This window comes from Amycolatopsis ruanii (genome assembly GCF_003385175.1).
GTDB lineage: Bacteria > Actinomycetota > Actinomycetes > Mycobacteriales > Pseudonocardiaceae > Amycolatopsis_E > Amycolatopsis_E thermalba.
This window is the reverse complement of the sequence record NZ_PQHY01000052.1, coordinates 34911-49464: the sequence shown is the minus strand read 5'-3', so window position 1 is coordinate 49464 and position 14554 is coordinate 34911. Positions and strand designations below refer to the sequence as shown.

18 protein-coding genes are annotated in these 14554 nt (G+C 71.3%); 5 read left to right on the top strand and 13 right to left on the bottom strand.

The window, feature by feature from the left end:
- A partial coding sequence (locus D0D28_RS24570; RefSeq protein WP_162830614.1) for an integrase core domain-containing protein occupies window positions 1-115 on the top strand: 115 nt, incomplete at its 5' end.
- 13 nt (window positions 116-128) lie between these two features.
- Here the strand turns inward: D0D28_RS24570 and D0D28_RS24565 are convergent.
- Both D0D28_RS24565 and D0D28_RS24560 read right to left on the bottom strand, forming a co-directional pair.
- On the bottom strand, window positions 129-428 hold the full coding sequence (locus D0D28_RS24565) for a hypothetical protein (RefSeq protein ID WP_094006552.1): 300 nt from the start codon (window positions 426-428) through the stop codon (window positions 129-131).
- Between the two features lie 16 nt (window positions 429-444).
- Window positions 445-1878 carry an MFS transporter gene (locus D0D28_RS24560; protein WP_233157352.1) on the bottom strand — a complete coding sequence of 478 codons (1434 nt, stop codon included), beginning with the start codon at window positions 1876-1878 and terminating at the stop codon, window positions 445-447.
- A gap of 127 nt (window positions 1879-2005) precedes the next feature.
- Here D0D28_RS24560 and D0D28_RS24555 point away from each other — a divergent pair, with 127 nt between their 5' ends.
- Window positions 2006-2569, top strand: a complete 564-nt coding sequence (locus D0D28_RS24555; protein WP_094006554.1) for a TetR/AcrR family transcriptional regulator — start codon at window positions 2006-2008, stop codon at window positions 2567-2569.
- A gap of 303 nt (window positions 2570-2872) precedes the next feature.
- Here the strand turns inward: D0D28_RS24555 and D0D28_RS24550 are convergent, their stop codons facing one another.
- Window positions 2873-3997 (bottom strand): alkaline phosphatase family protein, encoded by a 1125-nt coding sequence (locus D0D28_RS24550; RefSeq protein ID WP_116112728.1) that lies wholly within the window; start codon window positions 3995-3997, stop codon window positions 2873-2875.
- A 57-nt stretch (window positions 3998-4054) separates the two neighbouring features.
- Between D0D28_RS24550 and D0D28_RS24545 the strand changes: the two genes are divergently transcribed.
- Window positions 4055-4261: an FmdB family zinc ribbon protein gene (locus tag D0D28_RS24545; RefSeq protein ID WP_017987344.1), complete on the top strand. Its 207-nt coding sequence runs from the start codon at window positions 4055-4057 to the stop codon at window positions 4259-4261.
- 444 nt (window positions 4262-4705) lie between these two features.
- Here the strand turns inward: D0D28_RS24545 and dhaM are convergent, their stop codons facing one another.
- The 7 genes from dhaM to nucS form a co-directional block, all read right to left on the bottom strand.
- Window positions 4706-5380, bottom strand: a complete 675-nt coding sequence (gene dhaM / locus D0D28_RS24540; RefSeq protein WP_116112726.1) for a dihydroxyacetone kinase phosphoryl donor subunit DhaM — start codon at window positions 5378-5380, stop codon at window positions 4706-4708.
- Entirely contained in the window at window positions 5377-6000 is a 624-nt protein-coding gene (dhaL, locus tag D0D28_RS24535; RefSeq protein WP_094006557.1) for a dihydroxyacetone kinase subunit DhaL, read from the bottom strand. The genes dhaM and dhaL overlap by 4 nt, the downstream gene beginning before the upstream one ends.
- A gap of 4 nt (window positions 6001-6004) precedes the next feature.
- Window positions 6005-7006 carry a dihydroxyacetone kinase subunit DhaK gene (gene dhaK / locus D0D28_RS24530; protein ID WP_116112723.1) on the bottom strand — a complete coding sequence of 334 codons (1002 nt, stop codon included), beginning with the start codon at window positions 7004-7006 and terminating at the stop codon, window positions 6005-6007.
- 34 nt (window positions 7007-7040) lie between these two features.
- Complete coding sequence (locus D0D28_RS24525) at window positions 7041-8033, bottom strand: DUF3558 domain-containing protein (RefSeq protein WP_240323330.1); 993 nt, start codon at window positions 8031-8033, stop codon at window positions 7041-7043.
- Window positions 8034-8080: 47 nt separating this feature from the next.
- Window positions 8081-8353 carry a hypothetical protein gene (locus D0D28_RS24515; RefSeq protein WP_094006560.1) on the bottom strand — a complete coding sequence of 91 codons (273 nt, stop codon included), beginning with the start codon at window positions 8351-8353 and terminating at the stop codon, window positions 8081-8083.
- A 13-nt stretch (window positions 8354-8366) separates the two neighbouring features.
- Window positions 8367-10067: a sodium:solute symporter family protein gene (locus tag D0D28_RS24510; RefSeq protein ID WP_094006561.1), complete on the bottom strand. Its 1701-nt coding sequence runs from the start codon at window positions 10065-10067 to the stop codon at window positions 8367-8369.
- 234 nt (window positions 10068-10301) lie between these two features.
- Window positions 10302-10961 carry an endonuclease NucS gene (gene nucS / locus D0D28_RS24505; protein ID WP_162830523.1) on the bottom strand — a complete coding sequence of 220 codons (660 nt, stop codon included), beginning with the start codon at window positions 10959-10961 and terminating at the stop codon, window positions 10302-10304.
- A gap of 37 nt (window positions 10962-10998) precedes the next feature.
- Between nucS and D0D28_RS24500 the strand changes: the two genes are divergently transcribed.
- The gene (locus D0D28_RS24500) at window positions 10999-11535 is read left to right on the top strand and encodes an NUDIX domain-containing protein (protein WP_094006563.1); all 537 of its coding nucleotides are present in this window, start codon (window positions 10999-11001) and stop codon (window positions 11533-11535) included.
- Window positions 11536-11599: 64 nt separating this feature from the next.
- On the opposite strand, the gene D0D28_RS24495 is transcribed toward D0D28_RS24500, so the two are convergent.
- The gene (locus tag D0D28_RS24495; protein WP_116112718.1) at window positions 11600-12217 is read right to left on the bottom strand and encodes a DUF4190 domain-containing protein; all 618 of its coding nucleotides are present in this window, start codon (window positions 12215-12217) and stop codon (window positions 11600-11602) included.
- A 229-nt stretch (window positions 12218-12446) separates the two neighbouring features.
- A complete protein-coding gene (locus tag D0D28_RS24490) occupies window positions 12447-13220 on the bottom strand; it encodes an enoyl-CoA hydratase-related protein (protein ID WP_116112715.1) in 774 nt (257 codons plus the stop codon).
- 217 nt (window positions 13221-13437) lie between these two features.
- Here D0D28_RS24490 and D0D28_RS24485 point away from each other — a divergent pair, with 217 nt between their 5' ends.
- Window positions 13438-13851 (top strand): hypothetical protein, encoded by a 414-nt coding sequence (locus D0D28_RS24485; protein ID WP_116112712.1) that lies wholly within the window; start codon window positions 13438-13440, stop codon window positions 13849-13851.
- Here the strand turns inward: D0D28_RS24485 and ehuA are convergent.
- A complete protein-coding gene (gene ehuA, locus D0D28_RS24480; RefSeq protein WP_094006567.1) occupies window positions 13790-14554 on the bottom strand; it encodes an ectoine/hydroxyectoine ABC transporter ATP-binding protein EhuA in 765 nt (254 codons plus the stop codon). The two genes, D0D28_RS24485 and ehuA, sit on opposite strands and share 62 nt — an antisense overlap.

The window sequence follows — 14554 nt, the reverse complement described above, 5'->3', positions numbered from 1 at the left end:
CACCAGCAACGAGGCACGAGCAGCAGCACTTGCAGCCTGGATCGAGCACTACAACACTGAACGCCGCCACAGCGCACTCGGAGGACGACCGCCCATCAGCCGGCTACCAACCTAACGGCCGGATACACCTAGAACCGCTTCCGCGTCGGGCCGCGGCGGTCGCGGGCCTGCCAGCAGGCACGGTGCCAGTGCCTGCGGTCGGTGATCGATCCCAGTTCGCCGGCGGGCCAGGCCACCACGTGCGGGACGCCGGGCTGGATCTCGTGGTCGCAGCCCGGGCAGCGGTACACCTTGGTCGCGTGGCTGCCCGGCACGCTGCGCACGAGCCAGTCACCGTCCGGACCGGACTCGGCGCGCGCCCAACCGGAAGCCGCCCCGGCGCGGTCGGCGTCGGGGCGGCCACGGTGTTGTCGGTTGCGGCGCGGCACCCGGCCACGGTATCGCCTACGCGGTGCCGTCGGCCTTGCGGCGGAAGGTGAGTGCCACCACGAAGGCCAGGCACGCGATCACCATCGAGCCGGTGAAGGCGGCGGTCATCCCGGTGACGAGCACCTCGTGCGGCGAGCCGGTCGCGGTGCGCGTCGCGGTGCCGAAGATGGTGACCACGATGGCCAGGCCGAGCGTCGAGCCGGTCTGCTGCATCGTCTGCAGCACACCGCCCGCCGCACCGGCGTCCCGCGCCGGGACGCTGCTCATGATGATCACGTTGAGCGGTGAGAACGCCAGCCCCATGCCCAGTCCCATCAGGATCGTGGGGCCGAGCAGGCCGGGCAGGTACGTGGTGCCGGTGGCGAGCTGCGTCAGCCACGCCATCCCGGCGATCATCGACAGGGTCCCGGCGATCGCGACGGGCTTGGGCCCGAACCGGGGCAGCAGCCGCGGGATGGCCCGGCTCAGCGCGAACACCAGCACCGCCATCGGCAGGAACGCAAAGCCCGTGCCGAGCGCGTTCATCCCCCGCACGTCCTGCAGGTACTGGGTCATGAAGAAGAACATCGACATGCCGGCCATCGGCCCGAGGAAGAAGTTGGCGTAGGCGGCGGCGCGGTTGCGGTCGGCGAACAGCCGCAGCGGCAGCAACGGCTCGGCGGTGCGGGCCTCGACGGCGAGGAACACGCCGATCAGGACCACACCGGTGATCAGCGAGACCATCGTCAGCGTGCCCGTCCAGCCCGATTCGGCGGCGCGGATGAATCCGTAGACCAGTGCCGCGACCCCGGCCGTCCCGGTCACCGCGCCGGGCAGGTCGAGCCGTGGTCGCTGCCGGGGTGGTTCCACCACGAACCGGGCGGCCAGAGCGGCCACGACCAGCCCGAACGGCACGTTGATGAACAGCACGGCCCGCCACGACAGCCACTCGGTGAGCAGCCCGCCGAGGATGAGACCGACCGCGAACCCGGCGCTGGACATGCCGGAGAACAGGGCCAGCGCCCGCACCCGGGCCCGGGGTTCGGTGATGGTCGTGGTGAGCAGGGCCAGCGTGCTCGGCCCCGCGGCGGCGGCGCCGAGGCCCTGCGCGACCCGGGCGACGATCAGCCATTCGGCCGAACCGGCCAGACCGCCGGCGAGCGAGGCGGCGGTGAACAGCAGCACACCGCCGATGAACATCCGTTTGCGGCCGAACAGGTCGCCGGCGCGTCCGCCGAGCAGCAGCAGACCACCGAAGACGAGGGTGTAGCTCGACATCACCCAGCTCAGCGAGGCCGCGGTGAACCCGAGGTCCGCCTGGATGCGGGGCAGCGCGACGTTCATGACGGTGATGTCGAGGACGATCATCAGCTGGCAGGTGAGCAGGGTTGCCAGCACCACGCCGGGGCGTGGCCGCGCCGCGGTCGCGGCGACAGCCGTGCCGGACGCGGGCAGCGTTGTCTCAGGCAAGAAGACTCCATCGGAAGAGGGCGAAGGAAACGGACAAGCTCTCCGCTTCGATGGAGCTAGCATATGGAGAAGGTCTCCGGTTGCGCAAGAGTATCCGGAGAATGTGTCCGGTTTTGAGGTGAGGCGCATGACAGCACCGCGGCCGATGCGGGCTGACGCACGGCGCAACTACGAGCGGATCCTGAACACCGCACGCGAGGCGTTCCTGGAGCACGGGCCGGACGCCCCGCTGGACGACATCGCGCGGCGGGCGGGCGTCGGGGCGGGCACCCTCTACCGGCACTTCCCGACTCGGGAGACACTGGTCGAGGCCGTCTACCGCGACGACATCGAGCGGCTCAGCGCGGCCGCGCACCGGTTGCTGGCGGAGTACGAGCCGTCGGAAGCGCTGAACCGGTGGATGCGCGAGCAGGTCGCCTTCGTGCTGCACAAGCGCGGGCTGGCGGCCACGCTGAAGGCCGCGATGGACCGGGATTCGGACACGTTCGCCCTGTGCAAGGCGATGATGAACGAGGCCGCGGCGGCAGTGCTCAAGCCGGCGCAGGAGACGGGCGCCGTGCGCGCGGACGTGCGGCCGCGAGACCTGCTGCTGCTCGGCCACGGGGTGTCCATAGCGGCGGAGGGCAACGACGAAACGGCGGAGCGCCTGCTCACGGTGATGCTGGACGGCCTCCGGCAGCCGAAAACCTGAGCCGGCGGCGCACGATCGCGACCGGGCCGAACCGCGCCACTGTGCGGCCGCGAGCACGGCCAACCCCACCGCTCCGCGACCGCACCAACTTCACCACCACATCACCGCGATCGGGCCAGCCCACACGCAGGACCGCGACCAGGCCCGAACCCCTCCGCTGCACGATCGCGGCCAAGCCCGACCTCACCACTGCGCCACCACGAGCCCGACCACCTCAGCAATGCGCGATCGCCACCGGGCCCAAACCCCACCACCGCGAGCAGGCCCAGCCTCACCACCGCACCACGACGAGCACAACGCACCTCAGCGGTGCGCGATCGCGAGTGGGACCAGCTGCTCGGCCGGTGTCAGGGAGCCGTGCTGGCCGATCAGCGCGGACTCCAGCGGCTCGGCGGTCCGGCGCAGCATCCCGAAGTCGTCCCGGGCGGCGGCGATCACGTCGCCGAAACGGGGGCGCACCCGGCCGCTCACGCGTGGGCCCAGCCAGCCCGCGGCAATCGCCTCGTCGCGGCGGGCCACCCAGGCCCGCTCCCCCAGCACCGCGCACCAGGCAGCCAGCACGTCCTCCGTCGCGCCGGGCTCGGTGTACACGTTCCGCACCCGCGGGTCCCCGCCCAGCGCACGCACCCCCGCCTGCAACTCGGGCGTCGCGTCGAAGTCGATCACGTTCTCGTCCAGCGCGACCATCCCGTGGTCGGCCACCACCGCCAGCAGCCGTCCGGGCGGCAGACCGTCCACAAGCGACTCGACGAGCCGGTCGACCTGCCGCAGCTGCATCACCCACGCCGGCGAGCCCGGCCCGTAGCGGTGACCGAGCTCGTCGAGCTGGCTGTGGTAGGCGTAGCAGAAACCAGGCGACTCGCGCAGGGTCCGCAGCGTCTCCGCGGCCAGGTCGCCCATCGCGTACACGCCGCGGTAGGTCCCGCCCCGCTGCACCGCCCTGGTCAGTGGCGACTTCGCGAACTTGGCGTCGGACACCACCACCGCCTCGACGCCCGCCGCGGCCGCGCGCTCGAAGGTCGTGGGCAGCGGCTGCACGTCCTCCGGCCGCAGGTCCAGCTCGCCACCGCCCGGATGCTCGCGCCACCGCAAGGCGTTGAGCACCCCGCAGCCCGGCACCTCGAACGTGTACCCCGCCATGCCGTGCTCACCGGACGCCAGCCCGGTCCCGATCGCGGCCAGCCCGGCGACCGTCGTCGACGGGCAGCCCACGGTCAGCGTCGCCCGCGCGAGCTCGGCCAGCACCGGCGCGTCGGCGGCGTGGTCACGCAACAGCTCGGCGCCCAGACCGTCGATCAGCAGGACGCAGGCGCCCGCGGACTCGGGCAGGTCGAGCGTGTTGACACACCCGCGCACACCCAAGGTCGCGAGGACGGAAGGCACCACGTCGGCAAGATGCCCCTGGCCGGACAGCGTCGGCAGCTCCACGGCACCAGCTTGGCAGGAAGGTGGCTCCGGACGCACGCCGTGCCGGATAATGACGACATGCCGACCTACGCCTACCGCTGTCGCGAATGCACCGGCACCTTCGAGGTGAACCGGCCGATGAGCGAGTCGAGCGCGCCCGCGACCTGCCCCGAGGGACACACGGACACGGTCAAGCTGCTCACGACCGTCGCGCTCACCGGGTCGGCCGCCGGCGCGCCCGCGGGCGGCGGCTGCTGCGGCGGCGCCTGCGGCTGCGGTCACTGAGTGGTGTAGTCCGCGAAGCCCTGCCCCGTCAGCCGTTCGGCGCGCGACGGGCTCGCGCGGTGTGGAACTCGCGGGCTAGCGCGCGGATTCACGGCGCGGGAGCGCGGAACTCGCGCGCGAATGTGGGAGTAGCGGCAGGAGCGCGGAACTCGCGGCACCGAGTGTGGGACTCGCGGCAACGCAACGTGGAACTCGCCCGCCCGAACGTGAGACTCGCGGGCCGAAACGTGGGACTCGCGGGCTGGAGCGTGGAACTCGCGCGCCGGAACGTGGAACTCGCACGGGCGAACGTGGAACTCGCGCGCCGGAACGTGGAACTCGCACGGGCGAACGTGGAACTCGCGCGTCGGGAGGTGGGACTCGCCCGCCCGAACGTGGGACTCGCGGCATCGCAACGTGGGACTCGCAGCGCCGAGTGGGCTCGCGGGTACCGGGGTGTGGGGCTCAGGCGGGTTCGCCGAAGTTGTCTTCCACCAGCTCCTGCACCACGCGCAGCGCCTCGGCCGCCTGGGGGCCTCCCGCGCGCACCTGGATCCGGTCGCCCTTGCGCGCGCCCAGCGCCATCAGCGCCAGCACGCTGTGCGCGTCCGCCTCCTGGTCGCCCAACCGCACACTCACCTCGGCCTCGATCGCGGCCAGGCTGCGCGCCAGCACCGCCGCGGGGCGGGCGTGCAGGCCGACCTCGTTGGTCAGCGTCAGCTCCACCGAGTCCCCCGCCGGCTCGGTCGCCGCGCCCAGTTCCGGGGGTGCGCCCGCCGCGGACGCCGCCTCCAGGACCCCCGCCCGGTCCGCCCCGTTCTGCGCCGCGACCGCCGCCGCGATCGTGCCCTCCACCAGCGGCGCGTCCGCCTCGGCGATCGCCTCCGGGTCGGCCAGCGACTCGACCGCCAGCTCCGCCGTCATCTGCGCGCTGCCCAGGTCGTAGAGCAGCACGACGCCGGACCCGGAATCGGCGCGCTGGACGGCCGCGACCACCGAGTCGTAGTCCGTCCCGATTCCACCGTCGGGCAGCCCGCCCGCGGGCACGATCGTCACGTCGGGCGCCATCTGCGCGGCGACCTCGGCGACCCCTTCGGCGAGCTTCGCGCTGTGCGACACCAGCACCAGTCCGACGCTCATCGCGCCGCCTTCGCGAACGCCTCGAGCAGCAGCGCCGTCGATCGCGCACCCGGGTCGAGGTGTCCCGCGCTGCGCTCCCCCAGGTAGGACGCCCGGCCCTTCCGCGCGACCAGGTCCACAGTGGACTGCGCACCGCTCGCCGCGCCCTCCGCGGCCGCGGCCAGGACCGCCGCGACGTCCGCGCCGCCCGCCTTCTCCGCCGCCGCGACCGCGGGCAGCAGGGCGTCGACCATCGTCTTGTCGCCCTCCACCGCCTTGCCGCGGGCCTGCACGCCCTCCAGCCCCGCCCGCAGCGCGGCCACGACCTCCGCCGCGCCCAGCTCCGGCTGGTTCGACACCACCGTCGACGCCCGCAGGAAAGCCGTGCCGTACAACGGCCCCGCCGCGCCGCCGACCTTCGAAATGAGCGTCGTCGCCGCGAGCTTGAGCACCGCGCCCGGCGTGTCCGGCACGGCGCCGTCCAGCGCGGCCACGACGGCCTGGAAACCGCGGTTCATGTTCTCCCCGTGGTCCCCGTCCCCGATCGCCCGGTCGAGTTCGATCAGCTCGGCGCGGTGCTCGGCGATCACGGCCGCGGCACCCCGCAACGCGTTCGCGACGCCCTCCGGCGTGCATCCCATGTCCTCAGGCCTTCCAGCGCAGTGCGGCGGTGTTCACCGGCGCGTCCCACAGTTCCGTCAGCTCGTCGTCGAGCTTGAGCAGGGTCAGGCTGATGCCCTGCATCTCCAGGCTGGTGATGTAGGGACCCACCAGCCGGCGTTCGACCATGATGCCGCGATCGGCCAGCAGCCGCTCGGCGATGCCGTGCGCGAGGTACAGCTCGACCAGCGGGGTGGCGCCCATCGAGTTGGTGAACAGCAGCACCCGGTCACCCTCGCCGAACGGCAGGTCCTCCACGATCGCCCCGACCATGCGCGCCACCAGCGCGCCGGCCGGCTCGGCCGGGATCCGCTCCCGGCCCGGCTCGCCGTGGATGCCGATGCCGAACTCGATCTCGTCGGCGCCCAGGTCGAAGCTGGGCTCGCCGACGTGCGGCACGGTCGGTGCGGTGAGCGCGACCCCGATCGAGCGGACCTGGCCGATGACCTTGCGCGCCAGCGCCTCCACCGCGTCCAGCGAGTCGCCCCGCTCGGCGGCGGCACCGGCGATCTTCTCCAGCAGCACCGTGCCGCCGACGCCCCGGCGCCCGGCCGTGTAGGTCGAATCGGCGACCGCGACGTCGTCGTCGATCACCACGCTGCGCACGTCCAGGTCCTCGGCCGCGGCCAGCTCGCCCGCGGTCTCGAAGTTCAGCACGTCACCGGTGTAGTTCTTGACGATCAGCAGCGCCCCGGCCTCGCCGGTGGTCGCGCTGATCGGCGCCTGCACGGCGTCCGGCGTCGGCGAGGTGAACACCGCGCCGGGCACCGCCGCGTCGAGCATGCCGAGGCCGACGAACCCGCCGTGCAGCGGCTCGTGCCCGGACCCGCCGCCGGAGATCACCGCGACCTTGCCGGCCACCGGCGCGTCGGCGCGCACCACCACGTTCGGGTCCTCCTGGACACGCAGGATGTCCGCGTGCGCGGCGGCCAGCCCGCGCAGCGATTCGGTGACCACGTCCGCCGGGTCGTTGATGATCTTCTTCATGCCCGCCTCCTGACTCCGTCGTCGCCCCTTCCTATCAGGACTTGGGCAGCTTCGGCAGGATCGTGCCGACGATGCGCCGGGCCTTTCCGCACGAGTCGTCCCCGGCGGCGTCGTCGTGGAAGTTGTCGTAGGTGAACTTGACGATCTCGCCCTCGCCGTCGCCGGTCTTCAGGTGGGTCCAGGCGATGACGCAGCTGTTGCCCGCGTTGGTCCGTTTCTCCTGGTAGCCGGTGACGCCGACGCCGAGGTCGACGCGGGTGCCGTTGTCGCCCTCGGACGGCTCGACGGTCTCGGAGATCCGCAGGTACCCGTCGGCGTTGCCGCCGGACCAGTGGCAGTCGTGCAGACCGCTGGCACCCTTCTCGGTGCCCCGGCCGAGGACCTCGGCCACCACGGCGTCGTCGGCGAGCGCGCACGGGTCCAGCGGCACCGCCGAGTTCGCCGGACGGCTGAGCCGGGGCGGCCCGGCGTGCATCTTGGCCACGACCTCGCGGATCACCGTCATCCCGGCGCCGCAGGCGTCCCCACCCTCGTAGGTGACCTGGACGGAGATGCCCAGCGAGGACGTCCGGTGGGTGACCGCCGAGACGACGCAGCCCTCGTTCTCGGCGGTGTCCGGGTTGTCCAGGTCGTTCTCGACGACCGGCAGGCCTTCCACGACGCCGGCCTCGCGCGCCATGGAGAGGGCAAGGTTGTCGCCCAACGTGAGGCTCAGCCGGGCCTGCTTGCCGCCGGCGTCGGTGACCCCGACGCTGCAGCTGTCCAGCTCGTCGTCGTAGAGGCTGTCCTCGACCGGCGTGCCGACGCCGCTGACGGTGTCACCCCGCAGCAGGCCGCACGGGTCGACGGTGCGCTGCACGTCCAGCGCGACCTCCGGGTCGTCGACCGGGACCGCCGCCGCGCTGGTCTGCGTGACGGTGGTGCGCGGGAAGTTCTGCTTGCCCAGATCGGGCCCGCCGCACGCGGAAACGGCCAGGGCGAGCAGGACCACGGGGACGAAACGGCGAGGCCGGGCGACACGGAGCACGCAGAGCACCGTAGCCGCCCGGCCTCGCCGGGATGTTCCGAACCTTCCTATTCGGCCGGGGTCTCGCCGTCCTCCGACACCGGGACCCGGATCGGCCGCACGAGCGCCCACAGCACGAACAGCGCGGTGAACACCAGCAGGCCGATGCCGGCCCACAGGTTGATGTTCACCCCCGCCGCCTTCTGCAGCTCGGCCTCGTCGGTGAACGCGATTCCCATGATCGTCAGGACCACGCCGTAGACACCGGTCAGCAGCGCGATGATCAGCCGGATGTCGAACGCGCCTGCCCGGCGCGTGCCGGCGGGGGTTTCGCTAGCCATGTCTGCCAACCTCCTAGAAGGCGATGTTCAGCGCGATCGTGATGACCAGGACGATGCCCGCGAGCAGGCCCGGGTTGCGGTACCAGCCCGCGTCCTCGCCGGTCGTGGAGTGCTGGCGCGACTCCTTGGGGGTCAGCGAGTAGACCAGCCCGGTCAGCTCCGAAGCCTCGCGCGGCCGCGTCACCGAGGACACGGCGACGCTGACCACGATGTCGACCACGAACGCCGCACCGGCGCCGATGAAGCTGGCGCCCTGGCCGGGCAGGTCCCACACCCCGGTCTCGGCGAGCAGGAACACCACGATCGCCGACGCGGTACCGGACAGCAGGCCGATCCAGGCCGCCGCGGGCGTCATCCGCTTCCAGAACATGCCCAGGATGAACGTGGCGAACAGCGGCGCGTTGAAGAACGAGAACAGCTGCTGCAGGTAGTCCATCAGGTTCGAGTACTGCGAGGCGATCCCGGCCGTGCCGATGGCGAGGATCGTGGCGCCCGCGGTGACCCAGCGGCCCATGTTCAGGTAGTACGAGTCCGGCTTGTCCTTCTTGATGTAGGCCTGCCAGATGTCGTACGTGAACACGGTGTTGAACGAGCTCAGGTTCGCCGCCATACCGGCCATGAACGAGGCCAGCAGACCGGCGATCGCGACACCCAGCACACCGTTGGGCAGCAGGTCGCGCATGAGCAGCAGCAGCGCGTCGTTGAAGGTCGCGCCGCTGGGGGCGGACCCGCCGTCGAGCAGGGCCTGCTTGTTCTGGCCCTGCAGCTCGGTGACCGTGACCGCGGCGATCATGCCGGGGATGATCACGATGAACGGGACCAGCATCTTCGGGAACGCGCCGATGATCGGCGTGCGGCGGGCCGCGGACATGCTCTTCGACGCCATAGCGCGCTGGACCTCGACGAAGTTCGTGGTCCAGTAGCCGAAGGACAGCACGAAGCCGAGACCGAACACCAGGCCCAGCACCGACAGGAAGTTGCTGCCGAACCCGGTCAGCTGGTTGCCCGGCCAGGAGCTCAGCTGCTCCGCGCCGCCGGGGCTGTTCGTGACCTTGTCGACCAGGCCGTTCCAGCCGCCGACCTTGTAGAGGCCGACGATCGTCAGCGGCACCAGCGCGGCGACGATGACGAAGAACTGCAGCACCTCGTTGTAGATGGCGGCGGACAGGCCGCCGAGCGCGGTGTAGGCGAGCACGATGACCGCGGCGATGACGATCGAGAACCAGATCGGCCAGCCCAGCAGCAGGTTCACCACGCTGGCCAGCAGGTACAGGTTCGCCCCGGCGATGAGGATCTGCGCCAGGGCGAAGCTGATGCCGTTGGTCAGGTGGGCGCCGGTGCCGAAGCGGCGCCGCATGAACTCCGGCACGCTGCGGACCTTCGACCCGTAGTAGAACGGCATCATCACGATGCCGAGGAACAGCATCGCGGGGATCGCGCCGATCCAGAAGTAGTGGGCGGTCGGCAGGCCGTACTGCGCGCCGTTGGCCGACATCCCCATCACTTCGATGGCGCCGAGGTTGGCGGAGATGAAGGCGAGCCCGGTGACCCAGGCCGGCAGGGAACGGCCGGACAGGAAGAAGTCGATGCTGCTCGACACCTGTTTCCGGGCCAGGTAGCCGATGCCGAGCACCAGCACGAAGTAGAACGCGAGCAACACGTAGTCGATCGCGTGCGCATCAAGTCGCAGGTTCGCTGCGGCTAGGACATGCACCGATGCACCTCCGGGAGTCCAACATCTCCGAACAAAAATCACCACGATCGAGTGACGAGCGCACATTACTACGCGGTATCCCGGCTGTGCACGCCAGCAGGCACGCCTTGACCGTGTCGAGATCAAACCGGTGACAACCCAACAGCGCAGCGTCACACGGCGCAACTCGGACCCCGGACGCACGACGGCCCCCGCGCGGCTCGTGGTCGCCGCGCGGGGGCCGTCGGTCGCAGGTCAGAACAGGCGGAGGTCGTCCGATTCGGTGCCGCGCAGGGCGTCGTAGTCCAGCGTGAGGCAGCGGATGCCGCGGTCCTCGGCGAGCGTGCGGGCCTGCGGCTTGATCAGCTGCGCGGCGAACACGCCCTGCACCGGCGCCAGCAGCGGGTCGCGGTTGAGCAGCTCCAGGTAGCGGGTCAGCTGCTCGACGCCGTCGATCTCGCCGCGGCGCTTGATCTCGACCGCCACCGAACCGCCGTCGGCGTCGCGGGCGAGGATGTCGACCGGCCCGATCGCCGTCGGGTACTCGCGGCGGACCAGCGTGTACCCCTCGCCGAGCGTGGTGATGTGCTCGGCCAGCAGCTCCTGCAGGTGCGCCTCGACGCCGTCCTTCTGCAGGCCCGGCTCGGCGCCGAGGTCGTGGCTGATCTCGTCGATCCGCTCCTCGATCGTGATGACGAGCTTCTCGCCTGCCTTGTTCTGCACCGTCCAGATGTCATCGTCCTCGATCAGCCAGCACGGTGGGCTCATCCAGTTCAGCGGCTTGTAGGCGCGGTCGTCGGAGTGCACCGACACCGAGCCGTCGGCCTTGATGAGCAGCAACCGGGTGGCCATCGGGAGGTGGGCCGTCAGGCGGCCGGCGTAGTCCACTTGGCAACGAGCGATCACGAGACGCACCCGGCGAGGGTAGAAGATGCTTCGGCAGACTGGTCGCGTGGATCCCATCGAACGGCTCGGCTCGCGCGAGGTGTACCGGAACGACTGGATGACGGTGCGCGAGGACGCCATCCGCCGCCCGGACGGCTCGCCCGGCATCTACGGCGTGGTCGACAAGCCCGCCTACGCGCTGGTGATCCCGCTCGACGGCGACCGGCTGCACCTGGTCGAGCAGTACCGGTACCCGCTGGGCCTGCGGCGGTGGGAGTTCCCGCAGGGCACCGCGCCCGGGCTGGCCGAGCTGGACCCGCTCGAGCTGGCGGCGCGGGAGCTGCGGGAGGAGACCGGGCTGGTGGCCGGTTCGCTGACCGACCTCGGGCTGCTCGACGTCGCGCCGGGCATGTCGAGCCAGCGCGGCCGGGTCTACCTGGCGACGGAGCTGGCCGAGGGGCCGCACGAGCGCGAGCACGAAGAACAGGACATGCGCACGGCGTGGTTCGGCCGGGACGAGTTCGAGAAGATGATCACGCGCGGGGAGATCACGGACGCCCAGTCGATCGCCGCGTACGGACTCCTGCTGCTGCACGAACGCTAGCTGCGCCGCGCGCGGCAGCGGGGCCGGCGGCGAGGGCGTTTCCCGCGCCGCCGCGCCCGTCAGGTCAGCCGCCCGGGTAGGAGCAGATCGCGGCGACGATGTTCGAGTTCTCGGCGACCGGCTTGCCGTCCACGGTGATCTTGCAGCTGTTCGGCTGGGCGTCGATGTCGGTGGTCACCGGGGTGACCGTGATCGACGTGAAGCCGAGGTCCTCGACGCCCAGGGTCCTGGACCAGGTCTGCCCGGCCTCGACGATCTCCTGGTTGTTCACGCTGAGCCCGCTGGTCCAGTTGAGGTTGCTCCGCTGGCCAGTGGTCACCTCGAGCAGGATCTGGTGCGCTGCGGCGGCCGGGTCGCCACTGGTCGGGGTCGAGTCGTTGACCTCGTCGACCGCGGCGCCGAAGACGGCGGCCCACAGGATGCAGACCACCAGGCCGACCGCGGAGCACACGACACCGGCGATGGCGAGCCCCTTGTTCGTCGCGGCGCCCTTGGTGGCGCGGGACAGGCCGACCAGCGACAGGATCAGGCCGATGATGACCAGCGGCCACGCCACGACGCCGACGAGCGGGATGAAGGCGAACACGAGGCCGACGAGGCCGAGGACGAAACCCGCGGTTCCGAGGCCGTTCTTCGGCGGCGCGGGAGTGGGCGCGGGCGAGGCGTAGGGCGGATGAGTCACGAGTGTTCCTTGACGGGCACGCGCAGCGGGCCGTCCCGCTGCGTCACACCGTCAATCGCCGCGCGCTCGCGCTTGTAACAGCGTTCAAGCGGACCAGCCGGCAGAAGTGGATCTTGACCGGGACCGTCCACAGTGGCACTGAGCTGCACGGATGATCACCGTTCCGGCCACGACGGAACTCAGTGACTGAACTTTCAGTTCACCCGAACGGCGCAGCGAAAACCACGGCTCAGGCGGGCCACTCCGGCTTCCGCTTCTCCAGGAACGACGCCATCCCCTCCCGCGCCGCGGGCGTCTGCGACGCCGCCGCCATCACCTCGACCGCGATCGCGTACGCGTCGGCCTCCGGGCGGTCCAGCTGGGTGTACAGGGTCTGCTTCCCGAGCGCCTTGCTGGCCCGGCTGCCGCGCGTGGCCCGGCCCAGCAGCTCGGCCACCGCGGTGTCCAGGTCCGCGTCCGGCACCACCCGGTTCACCAGGCCCCACTCCAGCGCCGTCGCCGCGTCGATGACGTCTCCGGTCAGCGCCAGCTCCATCAGCCGCTTGCGCCCGATCGACCGCGCGACCGGCACCGCCGGCGTGTGGCAGAACCAGCCGCCCTTGCCGCCGGGCAGCGCGAAGCCCGCCGACTCGGCCGCGACCGCCAGGTCACACGACGCCACCAGCTGGCACCCCGCCGCCGTGGCCAGCCCCTGCACCCGCGCGATCACCACCTGCGGCACCGACTCCATCGTCCGCATCAGCCGCGTGCACAGGGTGAGCAGGCGCCGCACCCCGTCCAGGTCCCGCGCGGCCACGTCGCCGAAGTCGTGGCCCGCCGAGAACACCGGGCCAGCCCCCGCCAGCACGATGCCCGTCGCGTCGGTCGCCGCCGCCTCCTCGAACGCCGCCAGCAGCTGGGCCAGGTGGGCTTCGGAGAGTGAGTTGCGGCGCGCGGCGCGGTTCATCGTGATCGTCACCGTCTCGTCGTCGCGCTTGACCAGGATGTGCTCGTACTCGGCCATACTCCGACGCTACCTCTTGGCGGCCGTGTTGTGCTCCCCCTGACGAGGGTCGGGGTGGTGCGCTGCCGTTCGGGTCCTGCTCGCCGGGACATCCACCGGATCGTCCACCTCGCGCTGGCGGTGATGCAGCAGGTGGAGGCGGGCACGGCAGGGCACGCCGGCCTCCGGGAAGCCGTTCGACGAACACCCGCGACGGCACGTGTTCGGGCCTGCCGGGATGCGCGCCACGACCACGACCACCCTGCGGCTGGTCATCGACCTGGTGCTGGGTGTGCTGACACTCGCCGTTCTGGCGCTCGGAATCCGGGGTGTGGCACGCGCTCGCCACTGGGCGACGCGGATGGCGGGGCGGCCGTGGTGGCGCGTGGTTCTCCAGCTGGCGCCGGGACTGGTGACGGTCGTGGTGCTCGTGACTCTGCCGGGCCTGCTGGGTGCGGTCGTCGGCGGCGGGCGGGACCTGACGTTCGAACAGGTCGCGTACTACTCGCCGGCGCTCGTCGACTGGATCGCGTCCGCGACGCTGGTCCAGGCGGCCGCGCTCGTCGCGCGCTCGACGGCGTTCCGCGGGGTCAGCCCCGGTCGAGCACGGCCTGCAGGAACTCCCGCGTTCGTTCGTGGTCCGGGTTCGTGAACAGCTTCTCCGGCGGCGCGTCCTCGATGATCTGCCCGTGGTCGAACATCAGGACCCGGTCCGAGACGTCCCGCGCGAACTGCATCTCGTGCGTCACGCAGAGGAACGTGATGTCCGTGGTCGACGCGATGTCCTTGAGCACCTTCAGCACACCGGCCACCAGTTCCGGGTCCAGCGCGGAGGTGACCTCGTCCAGCAGCAGCACCTCCGGCCGCATCGCGAGCGCCCGCGCGATCGCCACGCGCTGCTGCTGCCCGCCGGACAGCTGGGACGGGTGGGCGTCGGCCTTCTCGCTCAGCCCGACCATCTCCAGCAGCTCCCGGCCGCGCTGCTCGGCCTCCTGGCGGGACAGCCCCAGCGCCCGGATCGGCGCCTCGGTGACGTTCTGCAGCACCTTCATGTTCGGGAACAGGTTGAACTGCTGGAACACCATCCCGATCCGCCTGCGCATGCGCCGCTGGTGCTTCTCGCCCGCCGGCACGAACTTCCCGTTCTTCTCCACGTGCGAGAGGCACTCGCCGCCGACGAAGATCCGTCCCTCGTTCACCTGCTCCAGCGTCATCAGCAACCGCAGGATCGTGGTCTTGCCCGAACCGCTGGGCCCGATCAGGGTCACGAACTCGCCCGGCCGGACCGAGAAGTCCAGCTCCCGCAACACCACGTGGTCGCCGAACTTCTTCACGACCCCCTCGAACCGGATCAT